At 33.3% G+C, this 15,189-nt stretch carries 30 protein-coding genes; all 30 read right to left on the bottom strand.

Going from position 1 to position 15,189, the window contains the following annotated elements:
• Positions 1-13: 13 nt before the first annotated feature.
• Positions 14-961 (bottom strand): DNA-directed RNA polymerase subunit alpha, encoded by a 948-nt coding sequence (locus tag IC758_RS00800; protein ID WP_227437003.1) that lies wholly within the window; start codon positions 959-961, stop codon positions 14-16.
• 77 nt (positions 962-1,038) lie between these two features.
• Positions 1,039-1,662: a 30S ribosomal protein S4 gene (gene rpsD / locus IC758_RS00795; RefSeq protein ID WP_227437005.1), complete on the bottom strand. Its 624-nt coding sequence runs from the start codon at positions 1,660-1,662 to the stop codon at positions 1,039-1,041.
• Positions 1,663-1,694: 32 nt separating this feature from the next.
• The gene (gene rpsK, locus IC758_RS00790; protein WP_227437007.1) at positions 1,695-2,093 is read right to left on the bottom strand and encodes a 30S ribosomal protein S11; all 399 of its coding nucleotides are present in this window, start codon (positions 2,091-2,093) and stop codon (positions 1,695-1,697) included.
• Positions 2,094-2,128: 35 nt separating this feature from the next.
• Complete coding sequence (gene rpsM, locus IC758_RS00785) at positions 2,129-2,500, bottom strand: 30S ribosomal protein S13 (RefSeq protein ID WP_227437009.1); 372 nt, start codon at positions 2,498-2,500, stop codon at positions 2,129-2,131.
• 152 nt (positions 2,501-2,652) lie between these two features.
• On the bottom strand, positions 2,653-2,766 hold the full coding sequence (rpmJ, locus tag IC758_RS00780; RefSeq protein ID WP_002509257.1) for a 50S ribosomal protein L36: 114 nt from the start codon (positions 2,764-2,766) through the stop codon (positions 2,653-2,655).
• 35 nt (positions 2,767-2,801) lie between these two features.
• On the bottom strand, positions 2,802-3,020 hold the full coding sequence (infA, locus tag IC758_RS00775; protein ID WP_003421127.1) for a translation initiation factor IF-1: 219 nt from the start codon (positions 3,018-3,020) through the stop codon (positions 2,802-2,804).
• Positions 3,021-3,057: 37 nt separating this feature from the next.
• Positions 3,058-3,327, bottom strand: a complete 270-nt coding sequence (locus IC758_RS00770) for a KOW domain-containing protein (RefSeq protein ID WP_227437012.1) — start codon at positions 3,325-3,327, stop codon at positions 3,058-3,060.
• Positions 3,328-3,348: 21 nt separating this feature from the next.
• Entirely contained in the window at positions 3,349-4,095 is a 747-nt protein-coding gene (gene map / locus IC758_RS00765) for a type I methionyl aminopeptidase (RefSeq protein WP_227437013.1), read from the bottom strand.
• Positions 4,096-4,746 carry an adenylate kinase gene (locus IC758_RS00760; RefSeq protein ID WP_227437015.1) on the bottom strand — a complete coding sequence of 217 codons (651 nt, stop codon included), beginning with the start codon at positions 4,744-4,746 and terminating at the stop codon, positions 4,096-4,098.
• A 16-nt stretch (positions 4,747-4,762) separates the two neighbouring features.
• Positions 4,763-6,031 (bottom strand): preprotein translocase subunit SecY, encoded by a 1,269-nt coding sequence (gene secY / locus IC758_RS00755; RefSeq protein ID WP_227437017.1) that lies wholly within the window; start codon positions 6,029-6,031, stop codon positions 4,763-4,765.
• A 43-nt stretch (positions 6,032-6,074) separates the two neighbouring features.
• Complete coding sequence (gene rplO / locus IC758_RS00750; RefSeq protein ID WP_003421135.1) at positions 6,075-6,518, bottom strand: 50S ribosomal protein L15; 444 nt, start codon at positions 6,516-6,518, stop codon at positions 6,075-6,077.
• Between the two features lie 32 nt (positions 6,519-6,550).
• Complete coding sequence (gene rpmD, locus IC758_RS00745) at positions 6,551-6,736, bottom strand: 50S ribosomal protein L30 (protein WP_227437019.1); 186 nt, start codon at positions 6,734-6,736, stop codon at positions 6,551-6,553.
• A 14-nt stretch (positions 6,737-6,750) separates the two neighbouring features.
• Positions 6,751-7,260: a 30S ribosomal protein S5 gene (gene rpsE, locus IC758_RS00740; RefSeq protein WP_227437021.1), complete on the bottom strand. Its 510-nt coding sequence runs from the start codon at positions 7,258-7,260 to the stop codon at positions 6,751-6,753.
• Positions 7,261-7,280: 20 nt separating this feature from the next.
• Positions 7,281-7,649 (bottom strand): 50S ribosomal protein L18, encoded by a 369-nt coding sequence (gene rplR, locus IC758_RS00735; protein ID WP_227437023.1) that lies wholly within the window; start codon positions 7,647-7,649, stop codon positions 7,281-7,283.
• A gap of 35 nt (positions 7,650-7,684) precedes the next feature.
• Positions 7,685-8,227 (bottom strand): 50S ribosomal protein L6, encoded by a 543-nt coding sequence (rplF, locus tag IC758_RS00730; RefSeq protein WP_003435668.1) that lies wholly within the window; start codon positions 8,225-8,227, stop codon positions 7,685-7,687.
• A gap of 30 nt (positions 8,228-8,257) precedes the next feature.
• Positions 8,258-8,656: a 30S ribosomal protein S8 gene (rpsH, locus tag IC758_RS00725; RefSeq protein ID WP_003421148.1), complete on the bottom strand. Its 399-nt coding sequence runs from the start codon at positions 8,654-8,656 to the stop codon at positions 8,258-8,260.
• A 32-nt stretch (positions 8,657-8,688) separates the two neighbouring features.
• A complete protein-coding gene (locus tag IC758_RS00720) occupies positions 8,689-8,874 on the bottom strand; it encodes a type Z 30S ribosomal protein S14 (RefSeq protein WP_003421149.1) in 186 nt (61 codons plus the stop codon).
• 17 nt (positions 8,875-8,891) lie between these two features.
• Positions 8,892-9,434, bottom strand: coding sequence for a 50S ribosomal protein L5 (gene rplE, locus IC758_RS00715; protein WP_003421151.1), 543 nt, complete (start codon positions 9,432-9,434; stop codon positions 8,892-8,894).
• A 29-nt stretch (positions 9,435-9,463) separates the two neighbouring features.
• The gene (gene rplX, locus IC758_RS00710; protein WP_227437031.1) at positions 9,464-9,769 is read right to left on the bottom strand and encodes a 50S ribosomal protein L24; all 306 of its coding nucleotides are present in this window, start codon (positions 9,767-9,769) and stop codon (positions 9,464-9,466) included.
• 23 nt (positions 9,770-9,792) lie between these two features.
• Positions 9,793-10,161, bottom strand: coding sequence for a 50S ribosomal protein L14 (gene rplN / locus IC758_RS00705; RefSeq protein WP_003421155.1), 369 nt, complete (start codon positions 10,159-10,161; stop codon positions 9,793-9,795).
• Positions 10,162-10,186: 25 nt separating this feature from the next.
• Positions 10,187-10,441, bottom strand: a complete 255-nt coding sequence (gene rpsQ / locus IC758_RS00700) for a 30S ribosomal protein S17 (protein ID WP_003421156.1) — start codon at positions 10,439-10,441, stop codon at positions 10,187-10,189.
• A gap of 23 nt (positions 10,442-10,464) precedes the next feature.
• Positions 10,465-10,668 (bottom strand): 50S ribosomal protein L29, encoded by a 204-nt coding sequence (gene rpmC / locus IC758_RS00695; protein ID WP_003421158.1) that lies wholly within the window; start codon positions 10,666-10,668, stop codon positions 10,465-10,467.
• Position 10,669: 1 nt separating this feature from the next.
• A complete protein-coding gene (gene rplP / locus IC758_RS00690) occupies positions 10,670-11,101 on the bottom strand; it encodes a 50S ribosomal protein L16 (RefSeq protein ID WP_003421160.1) in 432 nt (143 codons plus the stop codon).
• Positions 11,102-11,136: 35 nt separating this feature from the next.
• Positions 11,137-11,970, bottom strand: a complete 834-nt coding sequence (gene rpsC, locus IC758_RS00685) for a 30S ribosomal protein S3 (RefSeq protein WP_227483637.1) — start codon at positions 11,968-11,970, stop codon at positions 11,137-11,139.
• A 22-nt stretch (positions 11,971-11,992) separates the two neighbouring features.
• Complete coding sequence (gene rplV / locus IC758_RS00680; protein WP_009887891.1) at positions 11,993-12,328, bottom strand: 50S ribosomal protein L22; 336 nt, start codon at positions 12,326-12,328, stop codon at positions 11,993-11,995.
• Positions 12,329-12,359: 31 nt separating this feature from the next.
• Complete coding sequence (rpsS, locus tag IC758_RS00675) at positions 12,360-12,641, bottom strand: 30S ribosomal protein S19 (RefSeq protein ID WP_003421166.1); 282 nt, start codon at positions 12,639-12,641, stop codon at positions 12,360-12,362.
• 34 nt (positions 12,642-12,675) lie between these two features.
• On the bottom strand, positions 12,676-13,506 hold the full coding sequence (gene rplB / locus IC758_RS00670) for a 50S ribosomal protein L2 (RefSeq protein WP_227437027.1): 831 nt from the start codon (positions 13,504-13,506) through the stop codon (positions 12,676-12,678).
• A gap of 29 nt (positions 13,507-13,535) precedes the next feature.
• A complete protein-coding gene (rplW, locus tag IC758_RS00665; protein WP_003421170.1) occupies positions 13,536-13,826 on the bottom strand; it encodes a 50S ribosomal protein L23 in 291 nt (96 codons plus the stop codon).
• Entirely contained in the window at positions 13,826-14,449 is a 624-nt protein-coding gene (gene rplD / locus IC758_RS00660) for a 50S ribosomal protein L4 (RefSeq protein ID WP_227437028.1), read from the bottom strand. Before rplD ends, rplW begins: the two co-directional genes overlap by 1 nt.
• Before the next feature lie 29 nt (positions 14,450-14,478).
• Positions 14,479-15,108, bottom strand: a complete 630-nt coding sequence (gene rplC / locus IC758_RS00655) for a 50S ribosomal protein L3 (RefSeq protein ID WP_227437029.1) — start codon at positions 15,106-15,108, stop codon at positions 14,479-14,481.
• Positions 15,109-15,189: the final 81 nt, after the last annotated feature.

Below are 15,189 nucleotides of genomic sequence, written 5' to 3'. Positions count from 1 at the left end.
CCTCCTTTGCTCGCTATTCTTCACTTGGTTTTAATCCTAGCCCAAGTTCCTCTAGTTTTTGTATTACTTCTTCTAATGACTTTTTACCTAGGTTTCTAACCTTCATCATATCGTCTTCAGACTTATTAGCTAATTCTTCAACTGTATTAATTCCCGCTCTCTTTAAACAGTTGTATGATCTAACTGATAAATCTAATTCTTCTATAGTCATTTCAAGAACTTTTTCTTTTTGATCTTCTTCTTTTTCTACCATGATTTCAACACTACTTACATGTTCAGTTAAGTCTATAAATAGATTTAAATGCTCAACTAATACTTTTGCAGCTAATGATATACCTTCTTGAGGGTTTATACTACCATTAGTCCAAACTTCTAGTACTAATTTATCATAATCTGTTTTTTGACCAACTCTTGTGTTTTCTACATGATAACTAACTTTCTCAACAGGAGTATATATTGAATCCACAGGTAAAACACCTATTGGAACATTCTCTGTTTTATTTTCTTCAGCAGAAACATAACCTCTACCTTTATCTACAAATATTTCCATATTAAACTTGGCATTATCATCTAATGTAGCTATTGCTAAGTCTTTGCTTAATATTTCAACATCTGGAGGACAGATTATATCTGAACCTGTGATAGAGCATGGTCCTTGAGCCTCTATTTTAAGTGTTCTACTTCCTTCACCATCTATAGTTGCTGAAAGCTCTTTTAAAGTTAATATTATCTCTGTAACATCTTCTTTAACACCAGGTATTGTAGAGAATTCATGAAGAACTCCATCTATTTTTATAGCATTTACTGCTACACCTGGTAAAGATGATAATAATATTCTTCTTAGTGCGTTACCTATAGTTATTCCATATCCTCTTTCTAGAGGTTCTATAACAAACTTACCATATCTATAGTCTTCGCTAAGCTCAACTATATCTACTTTTGGCTTTTCTATTTCTATCATGGACAAAACCCTCCTTAAAATTCAGTAATCCACTGAGGGTAAACAAAATTTTAAAATAATTTTTAAAAGTGTGCTTATTATTTAGAGTAAAGTTCTATGATTAAGTGCTCTGCTATTTCAAGATCTATATCTTCTCTTGTTGGAACACCAACTACTTTTGCTGTCATTCCTTCTACATTAGCTTCTAACCATTTAGGAGCTATTCTTGAGTTAACTTCTACTAAATTTTTGAATTTTGCAGAAGATCTTGATTTTTCTTTAACTTCTATCACATCTCCAACTTTAACTGTTAATGAAGCTATATCTACTTTATTTCCATTTAAAGTGAAATGACCATGAGTTACTAATTGTCTAGCTTCTTTTCTAGAAGATGCTAGTCCCATTCTGTAAACTACATTGTCTAATCTTCTCTCTAATAAACTTAATAAATTCTCACCTGATTTTCCAGGCATGTTTTCAGCACGTTCGTATAAGTTTCTAAATTGAGTTTCTAAAACTCCATATATTCTTTTAACTTTTTGTTTTTCTCTTAATTGTAATCCATAGTTAGAAACTTTCTTTCTCCCTTGGCCATGTTGACCTGGAGCATAGTTTCTTTTAACTATAGCACATTTATCTGTATAACATCTATCACCTTTAAGGAATAATTTCATTCCCTCTCTACGGCATTGTCTACATGATGCACCTGTATATCTTGCCATTTATCTACACCTCCTATTTGTACTCTTATTAATTACACTCTTCTTCTCTTTGGTGGTCTACATCCGTTATGTGGGATTGGAGTAACATCTTTTATCATAGTTACTTCTAGTCCAGTTGCTTGTAAAGCTCTTATAGCAGCTTCTCTTCCTGAACCTGGCCCCTTTACGAATACCTCAACACTTTTTAATCCGTGTTCCATCGCAGCTTTTGCAGCTGTTTCAGCAGCCATTTGAGATGCAAATGGAGTTGATTTTCTTGACCCTTTGAATCCTAATTGTCCTGAACTTGCCCAAGATATAGCATTTCCATGAACGTCAGTTAAAGTTATTATTGTATTGTTGAAAGTTGACTGTATATGAGCATGACCACGTTCTATATTTTTACGTTCTCTTCTTCTAACACGTGTAACTTTCTTTTTTGGTTTAGCCATTTTCCTTTTCCCTCCTTCATCTAATTATTATTTAATTATTTTTTCTTTTTACGAGATACTGTTTTTCTAGGACCTTTTCTAGTTCTAGCATTAGTTTTAGTTCTTTGTCCTCTTAATGGAAGACCTTTACCATGTCTAATTCCTCTATAACATTTTATATCTCTTAATCTCTTTATGTTTAAAGCAATTTCTCTTCTTAAGTCACCTTCAACTAAGAAATCGTCATCTATAACTTTTCTTAACTCATTAACTTGATCTTCTGATAAATCTTTTATTCTTGTATCTGGATTTATCTCAGCTTTAGCTAATATTTCGTTAGCAGTTGCTTTACCTATACCATATATATAAGTTAAGCCTATCTCCGCTCTTTTTTCTCTAGGTAAATCTACCCCAGCTATTCTTGCCATGATCGCACCTCCTACACATAGTTTTTAGTGTTTAAAACTTCATATCATATATCAATCCTACGTCAGATTGTTCAACGATTTTAACGTTCTTTTGTTAACATCACAATATAGTATTATACTATAAAATTTAACAAAATACTAGTAATAATTTCTTATCCTTGTTTTTGCTTATGCTTTGGATTTTCACAGATAACCATTACTTTTCCTTTTCTTTTTATTACTTTGCATTTTTCACATATTGGTTTTACTGATGGTCTAACTTTCATTATTAATCCCTCCTTAGACTAAATATCAAGATAGTCTACTTCTTACGCCAAGTGATTCTTCCTCTTGTAAGGTCATATGGAGAAAGTTCAACATTCACCTTATCACCTTCAAGAATTCTTATGAAGTTCATTCTTAGCTTTCCAGAAATGTGGCATAATATCTCATGTCCATTTTCTAGTTTAACTTTAAACATAGCATTAGGTAAAGCTTCTGAAACTGTACCTTCTAATTCTATAACATCTTTTTTGGCCATTAACTAACCAGCCCTCCATTTCAATAAGTTAAATTATCTAATTTAACTTAGTAAGTTCAGCTCTTAAAAAAGAATCTGTAATCTCTTGTCCAGATACTACTCTTTTTCTAACTTCATCATTAATAAAATTATATTTTTTTAAGTGCTTAACTTTCTTTAACTTAGGTTTGTCAAGTTTTCTTTTCTTTCCATCAGCTATTAATACATATTCATTATTAATTATCTTGACTACGAAAAATAAATTTCCTTGATCTCGACCTAATGAAACCTTAACAACTTGACCTATACTTAAATTATCTGATAGCACTTTTTTCACCTACTTCTTAATTTACAACTTTGTCAATATCAAAGGTTCATGTTCAGTAATTGCTATCGTATGCTCATAATGAGCTGATTTTTTTCCATCTATTGTAACAGTCGTCCACCCATCTGATAGAGTCTTTACATGATAACGACCTGCATTAACCATTGGCTCTATAGCAATAACCATTCCTTCTCTAAGTCTTGGTCCTTTTCCTGGGAGTCCATAATTAGGTACCTGTGGATCTTCATGAAGATTTGCTCCAACTCCATGTCCTACCAAATCCCTAACTACTGAGAAACCATGTTTCTCAACGTGTGTTTGTACTGCGTGTGAGATATCCGAAAGTCTATATCCTAATTTAGCAAATTTTATTCCTTCATAGAAGCTTTCTCTAGTTACTTCTATTAATTTCCTATCTTCTTCAGATATCATGCCTACTCCATGAGTTTTCGCAGAATCACCATGATATCCTTTATAATAGGCTCCTATATCTAAGCTTACAATGTCTCCTTCCTTTAATAGAGTCTCACCTGGAATTCCATGTACAACTTCTCTATTGATAGAAGCACATATACTTCCTGGAAAACCTCCATATCCTTTAAAAGAAGGTTCAGCATTGTATTTTCTTATATTCTCTTCAGCTATTTTATCTAATTCTAAAGTAGATATTCCCGGAGAAATAGCTTTTCTTAAAACTTCATGAGTATCAGCAACAATTTTGCCTGCTTCTCTTAAAAGTTCTATTTCTTTCTTTGATTTCAAGATAATCATTTATTTTCCACTTCCTAAAGCTGCAACAATATCTTCAAATACTTTATCTATTGCTTGGTCACCTTTTATATCAGCTATTATACCTTGTTTGCTATAATAATCTACTAAAGGCTTAGTTTCATCTAGATAAACTTGTATTCTCTTAGATACAGTTTCTTCATTATCATCAGCTCTTTGATACAATTCTCCTTGGCATACATCACATACACCTTTTACTTTAGGAGGATTAAACTCAACATGATAAGTAGCTCCACAAGACTTGCATATTCTTCTACCAACTGCTCTAGATACTAATATGCTCTTATCAACTTCAATATTGACAACTTTATCCAGTACTATACCAGCATTTTTTAAGAATACATCTAAATGCTCACCTTGTGCTACATTTCTTGGAAATCCATCTAACATAAATCCATTTTTACAGTCTTCTTGAGATATTCTATCAGTAACTAAACCTACAGTTAACTCATCTGGTACTAATAAACCTTGGTCCATGTATTCTTTAGCTTTTTTTCCAAGTTCTGTTCCCTCTTTTATATTCTTTCTGAATATATCTCCTGTTGATATATGAGGTATATTGTATTTTTCTACTATTCCTGCCGCCTGAGTACCTTTACCAGCACCTGGAGGTCCAAGTAATATTATTCTCATATTATCCATCTCCATTTTATTTTAAGAAACCTTGATAGCTTCTCATAACTAAGTTTGACTCTAACTGTCTCTTAAGCTCCAAAGCAACCCCAACAACGATTAGCAATGAAGTTCCAGCTAGACTCATATTGACATTCATATAATGTGTTGTAAGAGCTGGTACCATAGCAATTATTGCTAAGAAAGTAGCTCCAGCTAAAGTTAATCTTGTTAAGATTCTATTTAAATAATCCATAGTAGGTTCACCTGGTCTAATACCTGGTATAAATCCACCATTATTTTTCATATTTTTAGATATATCTTCTGTATTGAATGATACAGTTGTATAAAAATATGAGAAGAAAATTATAAGTAGAATTTCAATTGATCTGTATGTCCAAAATCCTTGTTCTGTTGCCATACTTAAGTATTTTTGAACAAAAGCTTGAGCATCTGCCCCCATAAACATAGCTATTGTTTGTGGAAAAGCTAAAAGTGAACTAGCAAAAATTATAGGCATAACTCCTGATTGGTTAACTTTCATTGGTATATGAGAACTTTGTCCTCCATACATTTTTCTTCCAACAACTCTTTTAGCATATTGTACAGGTATCTTTCTAGTCGCTTCTTGTATAAATGTAACCCCTGTAACTGTAAGTAATATAACTACAATTAGAAGTATTATTACCCAGGGTGCAACTTGACCAGATTTAACTTGTTGTGCGATTTTAATAACATCTGTTGGTATTCTTGATATAATACCTGCAAATATTATTACTGAACTACCATTACCAATTCCTTTTTCGGTAATTTTGTCCCCAATCCACATTACTAACATACTTGCTGAAACTAATGTTATTACAACAGTTGTGATAAAAAACACACTATTTGATATTAAAGCACTTCTTACAATTCCTAATGTAATTCCCAAAGCTTGTACAACTGCTAGAGCTAGTGCTGTATATTTAGTGTACTTATTGATTTTTTTCTTTCCTTCTTCACCAGATTTTTGAAGTTCTGCTAAACTTTCAAAACCTACTGTTAGAAGCTGTATTATGATTGATGCAGTAATATATGGACTTATACCCAAAGCAAATAGTGAAAAGTTACTAAATGCTCCACCAGTAAACATATTATACAGAGAAAGTAGACTATTGCCGCCTACCATCTTTTGTATAATACTAGTGTCTATACCTGGAACTGGTATTGTAGTACCTATTCTGAATATCACGATCATCATAAGTGTATACATTACTTTTTTTCTTACTGCTTTAATCTTCCAAGCTTGTTTTAATTTTGACAGCACGCTAATTCACCCCGCCTGTACTGGCTAGGAGATTAGCAGGTTATTATACTAACTCTGCTTTTCCACCAGCTTTTTCTATTTTTTCTTGAGCTGAAGCTGTAAATTTAGCAGCTTTAACAGTTAAAGCTTTTTCTAAATTACCTTCACCTAAGATTTTAATTCCATCTTTACCTATTTTGCTTATAGTTTTAGTAGATTTTAATAATTCTGCAGTTATTTCTGTTCCATTTTCAAATCTGTTTAAAACTTCAACATTAACTTCTGTGTAAACTTTCTTAAATATGTTATTGAAACCTCTCTTAGGAAGTCTTCTAGCTAGTGGCATTTGTCCACCTTCGAACCCTACTCTTACTCCACCACCAGAACGAGACCATTGACCTTTTTGTCCACGTCCTGCAGTTTTACCTTGTCCAGTTGCAGTACCTCTACCTAATCTTCTCTTAGCTCTTACTGCACCTTCAGCAGGTTTTAACTCATGTAACTTCATGGATTGCACCTCCTTGCACTACTTTTTAAAAATTATTCAGCTATTTCAGTTACTTCTAATAAATGACTTACTTTTTTTATCATACCTCTTACTTGAGCATTGTCTTCTTTTACAATAACTTGTTCTCTTTTTCTTAATCCTAACGCTTCAACATTCTTTTTTTGGTTAGGAGTAGTTCCTATAACACTTCTAACTAATTTTATTTGTAATTTAGCCATTTTACACTACCTCCTTACCCTAGAAGTTCTTCAACTTTTTTACCTCTAAGTTTAGCTATATCTTCAACTGTTTTTAGAGAATTAAGTCCTTCTATTGTAGCATTTACCATATTTCTTGGATTGTTAGATCCTAAAGATTTAGCTCTAACGTCTTTTAGTCCAGCTAACTCAAGTACGGCTCTAGCAGGTCCCCCAGCTATTACTCCTGTACCTTCTACAGCAGGCATTATTAATATATTTCCAGCACCAAAGTGTCCGCGTACTTCGTGAGGAATTGTAGTCCCAACCATTGGCACTACTATTAGATTTTTCTTAGCATCTTCAACTGCTTTTTTTATAGCATCTGGTACTTCCATTGCTTTCCCAGCACCTATACCAACGTGTCCGTTTTCATCTCCAACAACTACTAACGCTGCAAATCTGAAGTTTCTACCACCTTTTACAACCTTAGTAACACGTCTTACTTCAACAACTTTTTCTTGTAAGTCAAGTTGTCCTGCATCTATCGGCTTACGACGTAGCATGTATTTTTCCCTCCTTCGTATTAGAACTTAAGACCAGCTTCTCTAGCACTTTCAGCTAATTCTTGAATTCTTCCATGATATAAGTATCCACCTCTGTCAAATACAACTTCAGTGATTCCTTTTTCAACAGCTTTTTTAGCAACTAATTCTCCAACTTTCTTAGCTGCTTCCTTATTTCCTGTATGATTAACAGCACTCTTAACTTCTGCTTCTAAAGAAGATGCAGCAACTAGAGTTACTCTGTTTGTGTCATCTATTATTTGAGCATATATATTGTTAGCACTTCTAAATACACATAATCTTGGTCTTTGAGCAGTACCGCTTATTTTTCTACGAACTCTCTTATGTCTTTGAAGTCTATTAGCATTTTTATCAGCCTTTTTTAACACCTAGCTCACTCCTTTCTAGCGTTTAAGTTTTGGTATTATTTTTTACCAGTTTTTCCTTCTTTACGTCTGATTACTTCATCAACGTATTTTATACCTTTACCTTTGTATGGCTCTGGCTTTCTCCAAGCTCTTATTTTAGCAGCATAGTTTCCTACTAATTGCTTGTCTATACCTTTTACTATTAACTCAGTTTGGTTTGGAGCTTCAACAGTTATTCCTTCTGGATCTTCCATTTCAACTGGATGAGAGAAACCTAAGTTCATAACTAATTTTTTTCCTTGTTTTTGAGCTCTGTATCCAACACCTTTTAGTTCTAATTTCTTTTCGAAACCAGTATTTACACCTACAACCATATTATCTAATAAAGTTCTAGTTAATCCGTGTAAAGATCTGTGTTTTTTATTATCAGTTGGTCTTTCAACCATTATTGTATTTTCTTCTTTTTTTATATTTAACTCAGCACTTAATTGTTTAGTTAAAGTTCCCTTTGGACCTTTTACTGTAACTAAATTTCCTTCAGCTATAGTAACTTCAACACCTGCTGGTATTATTATTGGCTTAACACCTATTCTTGACATGGTCGCACCTCCTTACATTGTTCATATTAATTACCAAACGTAGCAGATTACTTCTCCACCAACATTTTCTTTTCTAGCTTGCTTGTCAGTTAATATTCCTTTTGAAGTAGATATTACTGATATTCCTAATCCATTTAATACTTTTGGTATTTCGTGGTTAGCAGCGTAAACTCTCATTCCAGGCTTAGATATTTTCTTAAGACCTGTGATAACTCTTTCGCCTTCTTGTCCGTACTTTAATTGTATTCTTATGATACCTTGTTTTCCATCTTCTATAACATCATAACCTCTTATGAAACCTTCTTCTAATAAGATTCTAGCTAACTCTTTCTTCATATTAGAAGCTGGAACATCTACAGTTTCATGCTTAACAACATTAGCATTTCTTATACGAGTAAGCATATCTGCAATTGGATCTGTCATTGTCATTTTGTAGCCCTCCTTCCATTCTAATCAAGCTTCTACCAGCTTGCTTTTCTAACACCAGGTATTTGACCTTTATAAGCTAATTCTCTAAAGCATATACGGCATATACCAAATTTTTTCAAAACTGAATGCGGTCTTCCGCATATAGTACATCTAGTGTATTCTCTAGTAGCGTACTTTTGCTTTCTTTGTTGTTTAACAACCATCGCTTTTCTAGCCACGGGAATCCCTCCTTTGCTTACTTAGAAAATGGCATTCCTAATAATTTTAATAATTCACGAGCTTCTTCGTCAGTTTTTGCTGTAGTAACGAATATTATATCCATTCCTCTTACTTTATCAATTTTATCATATTCTATTTCAGGGAATATTAATTGTTCTTTAACTCCTAAAGCATAGTTTCCTCTACCATCAAAAGCATTAGGGTTAACACCTCTAAAGTCTCTAACTCTTGGTAAAGAAACTGATACTAATTTGTCCATAAAGTAGAACATTTTGTCAGCTCTTAATGTAACTTTTGTTCCTATTGGCATTCCTTCTCTTAGTTTGAAGTTAGCAACAGATTTTCTAGCTTTAGTTATAACAGGCTTTTGTCCTGATATTATTTCTAATTCTTCAACGCCTTTTTCTAATCCTTTTGGATTTTCTCTAGCGTCACCTATACCCATGTTAATAACTATTTTGTTTAACTTAGGTATCTCCATTACGTTTTTATATCCAAATTTCTCCATTAAAGCAGGAGCAACTTCTTTCATGTATTTTTCTTGTAATCTAGAAGCCATTTAAGGTCCCTCCTTTCAAGCAATATTTATTATAATTCTTTTCCGCTCTTTGCTGATACTCTTACTTTTGTGCCATCTTTTACTTCATATCTTACTCTAACGCCTTTTCCTGTTTCAGGATCAAATGGCATTACATTAGATATGTGTATTGGGGCTTCTTTGTTTATTATTCCACCTTGTTGGTTCATAGCACTTGGTTTTTGATGTTTAGTTATTACGTTTACACCTTCAACTAATACTTTATCAGCTTTAGGGTATACCTTTAAAACTGAACCTTTTTTACCTTTATCTTTACCTGCTATAACTACAACAGTGTCACCTTTTTTAACACGCATCATGTCCTATTGCACCTCCTTAATTATAGTACTTCTGGAGCAAGAGAAACTATTTTCATGAATTCATTGTCTCTTAACTCTCTAGCAACAGGCCCGAATATACGAGTTCCTACTGGAGTTTTATCGTCCTTTATTATAACAGCAGCATTTTCATCAAAAGATATATAGCTTCCGTCATTACGTCTTACGCCTTGTTTGCTTCTTACTATAACAGCTTTAACAACCTTACCTTTTTTTACAACTCCACCAGGTGTTGCACTTTTAACAGTAGCAACTATAACGTCGCCTATGTTACCATATCTTCTTTTACTTCCGCCTAGAACACGTATACATAAAAGTTCTTTAGCTCCTGAGTTATCAGCAACTCTTAGACGTGATTCTTGTTGTATCATATCGTAATCCCTCCTTCTTCAAAAACTACTTAACTTTCTCAACAACTTCAACTAGTCTGAATCTCTTATCTTTAGATAAAGGTCTAGTTTCCATTATTTTAACTCTATCTCCGATGTTACATATATTCTTTTCATCATGAGCCTTAAATTTCTTAGTTCTCTTAACACGTTTATTATATAGTGGATGACGTACGAACTCTTCAACAGCTACTACTATTGTTTTATCCATCTTATCACTAACAACACGGCCTATTCTAACTTTTCTTCTTCCTCTTTCCATGTTTAAAAAGCCTCCTTTCCAAATTAAGCTCTAGTTTCGTATAACTTTCTTTCAGCAAGAACAGTTTTAACTTTTGCTATATCCTTCTTAACAAACTTTATTCTAGCTGTATTTTCTAATTGACCAGTAGCTAATTGGAATCTTAAGCTAAATAATTCACTTTTGAAGTCGTTTAATTTGTTCATTAGCTCTTCGCTTGTTAAATCTCTTAATTCTTTAGCTTTCATCCTATTCACCACCCTTTACTTCTAAATCTTCTTTTTTAACAAATTTACATTTGATTGGTAATTTATGTGCAGCAAGTCTCATAGCTTCTCTTGCTTTATCTTCAGAAACACCTGCTAATTCAAACATAACTCTTCCTGGCTTAACTACAGCTACCCAATATTCTGGAGAACCTTTCCCTGCACCCATACGAGTTTCTGCTGGTTTTCTTGTTACTGGTTTATGAGGGAATATTTTTATCCAAACCTTTCCCCCTCTTTTTATATATCTAGTCATCGCGATTCTGGCAGCTTCTATTTGATTAGAAGTTATCCAAGAAGCTTCTAAAGCTACTAATCCAAACTCACCATAAGTAACTTTGTTACCTTTATGAGCTTGCCCAGCCATACTTCCTCTATGAACTCTACGACGCTTTACTCTTTTTGGCATTAACATGAGTATTTTTCCTCCTTCCTTGAACCTAACTATTATTAATTTCCTTTGTTTTCAGTTCTTTGAGGTCTTGATCCACCTTGAGGTCTTTGTCCACCTTGAGGTTTTTGTCCTCTGTAGTTTCCTCTGTTATCGTTTCCTCTTCTATCATTTCCTCTTCTATCGTTTCTTCTGTTATCTCTCTTGTTGTCTCTTCTGTCGCTCTTTCTGCTTTCTTCTCTTGGATTTACACCATCTCTAGTTGGTAAAACTTCACCATTACATATCCAAACTTTTATACCTATTTTTCCATAAGTAGTATCAGCTTCAGCGAAACCATAATCTATATCTGCTCTTAAAGTTTGTAGTGGCACATTTCCTTCACTATAACCTTCAGTTCTAGCCATTTCAGCTCCACCTAATCTTCCTGAAGCAGAAACTTTTATCCCTTTAGCACCAGATTTCATTGCTCTTTGTATAGCTTGTTTCATTGCTCTTCTGAAAGCAACCCTTCTTTCTATAGCTAAAGCTATATTTTCAGCTACTAATTGAGCATTTTTATCTGTACTTCTTACTTCTACTATGTTAACTATTATACTTTTCTTTGTCATTTTTTCTAATTCAACTTTTAATGCTTCGATTCCAGCACCAGCTCTTCCTATAACTACTCCTGGCTTAGCAACATGTAAGTCCATTTTTATTTTATTAGCTGATCTTTCTATTTCTATTCTAGCAACTCCAGCTGAGTATAATCTTTTCTTTAAGAATTTACGTATATTATGGTCTTCTAATAATAAGTTTCCGAACTCTTTTTTATCAGTAGCGAACCATCTTGAGTCCCAATCTTTTATAACACCGACCCTTAAGCCGTGTGGATTAACCTTTTGACCCATTACTTTCCCTCCTATCTATTAATTATTTTTTTTCTTTCACAACAACCTCTATATGAGAAGTTCTTTTTCTTATTGTAGTTGCACGACCCATAGCTCTAGGCATGAATCTCTTCATTGTTGGCCCTTGATTAGCAACTATTGATGCTATATATAATTTTTCAGTATCCATTTCGTGATTGTTTTCTGCGTTAGCTTTAGCTGACTTTACAACTTTAGCTATTATTGAAGCTGCTCCTCTTGGAGTGAACTTTAATATCGCTAATGCTTCATCAACATTCTTTCCTCTAACAAGGTCACAGATTTGGCCTGCTTTTCTTGGTGATACACGTACATATTTAGCAGTAGCTTTTGCTTCCATTGTTATTCCTCCTTTCTTAGTCATAATTTAATTATTTTCTCTTATTAGATTTTTCGTCATCCTTATGTCCTTTGAAAGTTCTAGTAGGAACGAACTCACCTAATTTGTGTCCAACCATATCTTCTGTTATATATACTGGAACATGTTTTCTTCCATCATGAACAGCTATAGTGTTTTCTACCATTTGTGGAAATACAGTTGAAGATCTTGACCAAGTTTTTATAACTTCTTTATTTCCGCTAGCATTCATAGCTTCTATTTTCTTTAAAAGTCTTGCATGGACAAAAGGTCCTTTTTTAGTTGATCTTGACATTTATATTCCTCCTTTCCGAGCAAAAATAAATTTACTACTTAGTTCTTCTTGATACTATTAACTTATTTGAAGCTTTGTTTTTCTTTCTAGTTTTGTATCCAAGAGCTGGTTTACCCCATGGAGTAACAGGAGATGGTCTACCTATTGGAGATCTACCTTCCCCTCCACCGTGTGGATGGTCATTAGGGTTCATTACAGAACCTCTTACAGTAGGTCTTATTCCCATATGTCTTTTTCTACCTGCTTTACCAATAACTACGTTACCGTGCTCTATATTTCCAACTTGTCCTATAGTAGCTTTACAGTTTATGCTTACTAATCTCATTTCACCTGATGGTAATCTTAATAAAGCATTTTTTCCTTCTTTAGCCATTAATTGTGCAGAAACTCCAGCAGATCTAACTAATTGAGCTCCTTTTCCTGGCTTTAATTCTATATTATGAATGATAGTACCAACTGGCATATCTTTTAATGCTAAACAGTTTCCTGGTTTTATATCAGCACCTAATCCTGATAAGATAGTATCTCCAACGTTGATTCCAACTGGAGCTAATATATATCTTTTTTCTCCATCAGCATAGTTTAATAATGCAATATTTGCAGTTCTGTTTGGATCATATTCTATAGTAGCAACCTTAGCAGGTATACCATCTTTATCTCTTTTAAAATCTATTATTCTATATTTTCTTTTTTGTCCTCCACCTCTATGACGAACAGTTATTCTACCATGTACGTTTCTACCAGCATTTTTCTTTAAGTTAACTAAAAGAGATCTTTCTGGTTGGTTACATGTTATTTCCTCAGAAACTAAAACTGTCATTTGTCTTAAGGCAGGAGAAGTTGGTCTAAACTTTTTTATAGCCATCTGTTTTCCCTCCTTCGTTTGTTATAATATTACATTCCTTGGAAGAATTCTATTTCTTTACTATCAGCAGTTAATTTAACTACTGCTTTCTTAAAGCTTGCTGTTCTTCCTTGAGTTCTACCCATTCTTTTAACTTTTCCATCGTAGTTTAAAGTATTTACTTTATCAACACTAACTCCGAATACTTTTTCTACTGCTTTTTTTATTTCAGTTTTGTTCGCATCTTTAGCCACAACAAAAGTGTATTTTTTTTCACCCATTTCAGCCATACTGTGCTCAGTTACAACTGGTCTTATTATTACATCATGTGGATTAGTCATTATGCGTACACCTCCTCCACTTTTTTAACAGCATCTGTAGTTATTATAAATGAATCATATTTTAATATATCATATACATTCATAGTATTAACTAATGCAGTTTGAACACCTTCTATATTTCTAGCTGATTTTATTACATTATCATTTTTATCAGCTATAACTACTAAAGCTTTTTTAGCAGCATTTATATTATTTAATATTTGAGCGAATTCTTTAGTTTTAGGAGCATCCATGTTTAATGCATCTAATACTATAACTTCACTATTTTGTATTTTTGAAGATAAAGCACTCTTCATAGCTAATCTTCTTACCTTCTTAGGTAATGTATATTTGTAACTTCTTGGTTTAGGTGCAAAAGCAACTCCTCCACCTACCCATTGTACAGATCTTGTAGAACCTTGTCTTGCTCTACCTGTTCCTTTTTGTTTCCAAGGTTTTCTTCCGCCACCTCTAACTTCTGCTCTAGTCTTAGCAGATTGAGTTCCTTGTCTCTTATTTGCTAATTGATTTTTTACAACTTCATATAAAACATGTCCATTAACTTCTACGCCAAATATAGAATCTGATAATTCTATTTCTCCAACGTTTTGTCCACTAACATTTAGTACATTTAATTTTGGCATTGTTATTCCTCCTTTCTCTAGGTTAGTCATTATTTAGAAACCTTTACAGCTTCTTTTATAGTTACTACTGAACCTTTAGCTCCTGGTATAGCTCCCTTAACTAATATAAGGTTCTTATCAGCATCTACTTTCACAACCTCTAAGTTTTGAACTGTTACCTTTACGCTTCCCATGTGTCCAGCTAATTTTTTGTTTTTAAATACTCTACCTGGGTAAGAACAAGCTCCCATTGAACCTGGTCTTCTGTGGTATCTAGAACCGTGAGATTCAGGACCTCTACTTTGTCCATGTCTTTTTATTGGACCTTGGAATCCCTTACCTTTACTTATTCCAGTAACATCTATTTTTGCACCTGCTTCAAATACATCAGCTTTTATTTCTTGTCCAACTGTGTATCCTTCTACAGAATCTACTCTAAACTCTTTTAAATGTTTCTTTAAAACATTAGCAGCAGCTAAGTGTCCTTTTTTAGGCTTGTTTAAAGATTTTTCTTTAGCATCTTCAAAACCTATTTGTATAGCATTGTATCCATCTTTATCAACTGTTTTTATTTGAGTAACGACCATAGGTCCTGCTTCAACAGCTGTTACAGGTATAACTACACCTTTATCAGTGAATATTTGAGTCATACCAACTTTTTTTCCTAATATTCCATTCATATTAGCACCTCCTATAATTCTTACAGCGGATTACATCATTTTAGAAGTAATCATTCTAAGATAGTTACCTATAGGATAATA

Origin of the sequence: Clostridioides sp. ES-W-0016-02 (assembly GCF_020641035.1) — a bacterium.
GTDB lineage: Bacteria > Bacillota > Clostridia > Peptostreptococcales > Peptostreptococcaceae > Clostridioides.
This window is presented reverse-complemented; position numbering and strand designations above follow the sequence as displayed.

Excerpts from the sequence above, each read along its gene's own strand:
- infA (WP_003421127.1), bottom strand. The coding sequence starts at position 3,020 with ATGGCCAAAAAAGATGTTATAGAATTAGAAGGTACAGTTTCAGAAGCT.
- rplN (WP_003421155.1), bottom strand. The coding sequence starts at position 10,161 with ATGATACAACAAGAATCACGTCTAAGAGTTGCTGATAACTCAGGAGCT.
- rpmD (WP_227437019.1), bottom strand. The coding sequence starts at position 6,736 with ATGGCTAAATTACAAATAAAATTAGTTAGAAGTGTTATAGGAACTACT.
- map (WP_227437013.1), bottom strand. The coding sequence starts at position 4,095 with ATGATTATCTTGAAATCAAAGAAAGAAATAGAACTTTTAAGAGAAGCA.
- rplD (WP_227437028.1), bottom strand. The coding sequence starts at position 14,449 with ATGCCAAAATTAAATGTACTAAATGTTAGTGGACAAAACGTTGGAGAA.
- rplW (WP_003421170.1), bottom strand. The coding sequence starts at position 13,826 with ATGACTAATCCACATGATGTAATAATAAGACCAGTTGTAACTGAGCAC.
- IC758_RS00800 (WP_227437003.1), bottom strand. The coding sequence starts at position 961 with ATGATAGAAATAGAAAAGCCAAAAGTAGATATAGTTGAGCTTAGCGAA.
- rpsM (WP_227437009.1), bottom strand. The coding sequence starts at position 2,500 with ATGGCAAGAATAGCTGGGGTAGATTTACCTAGAGAAAAAAGAGCGGAG.
- IC758_RS00760 (WP_227437015.1), bottom strand. The coding sequence starts at position 4,746 with ATGAGAATAATATTACTTGGACCTCCAGGTGCTGGTAAAGGTACTCAG.
- rpsD (WP_227437005.1), bottom strand. The coding sequence starts at position 1,662 with ATGGCAAGATATACAGGTGCATCATGTAGACAATGCCGTAGAGAGGGA.
- rplX (WP_227437031.1), bottom strand. The coding sequence starts at position 9,769 with ATGCGTGTTAAAAAAGGTGACACTGTTGTAGTTATAGCAGGTAAAGAT.
- rpsQ (WP_003421156.1), bottom strand. The coding sequence starts at position 10,441 with ATGGAAAGAGGAAGAAGAAAAGTTAGAATAGGCCGTGTTGTTAGTGAT.
- rpsE (WP_227437021.1), bottom strand. The coding sequence starts at position 7,260 with ATGCTACGTCGTAAGCCGATAGATGCAGGACAACTTGACTTACAAGAA.
- rplP (WP_003421160.1), bottom strand. The coding sequence starts at position 11,101 with ATGTTAATGCCAAAAAGAGTAAAGCGTCGTAGAGTTCATAGAGGAAGT.
- rpsK (WP_227437007.1), bottom strand. The coding sequence starts at position 2,093 with ATGGCTAAACCAAAAAAGAAAGTTACACGTGTTAGAAGAAGAGAACGT.
- rpsS (WP_003421166.1), bottom strand. The coding sequence starts at position 12,641 with ATGTCAAGATCAACTAAAAAAGGACCTTTTGTCCATGCAAGACTTTTA.
- rplF (WP_003435668.1), bottom strand. The coding sequence starts at position 8,227 with ATGTCAAGAATAGGTGTTAAGCCAATAATAATACCAGCAGGTGTTGAA.
- rplE (WP_003421151.1), bottom strand. The coding sequence starts at position 9,434 with ATGGCTTCTAGATTACAAGAAAAATACATGAAAGAAGTTGCTCCTGCT.
- rplO (WP_003421135.1), bottom strand. The coding sequence starts at position 6,518 with ATGAAGTTACATGAGTTAAAACCTGCTGAAGGTGCAGTAAGAGCTAAG.
- rpmC (WP_003421158.1), bottom strand. The coding sequence starts at position 10,668 with ATGAAAGCTAAAGAATTAAGAGATTTAACAAGCGAAGAGCTAATGAAC.
- rpsC (WP_227483637.1), bottom strand. The coding sequence starts at position 11,970 with ATGGGTCAAAAGGTTAATCCACACGGCTTAAGGGTCGGTGTTATAAAA.
- rpsH (WP_003421148.1), bottom strand. The coding sequence starts at position 8,656 with ATGACAATGACAGATCCAATTGCAGATATGCTTACTCGTATAAGAAAT.
- rplB (WP_227437027.1), bottom strand. The coding sequence starts at position 13,506 with ATGGCTATAAAAAAGTTTAGACCAACTTCTCCTGCCTTAAGACAAATG.
- rplV (WP_009887891.1), bottom strand. The coding sequence starts at position 12,328 with ATGGAAGCAAAAGCTACTGCTAAATATGTACGTGTATCACCAAGAAAA.
- rplC (WP_227437029.1), bottom strand. The coding sequence starts at position 15,108 with ATGAATGGAATATTAGGAAAAAAAGTTGGTATGACTCAAATATTCACT.
- rpmJ (WP_002509257.1), bottom strand. The coding sequence starts at position 2,766 with ATGAAAGTTAGACCATCAGTAAAACCAATATGTGAAAAATGCAAAGTA.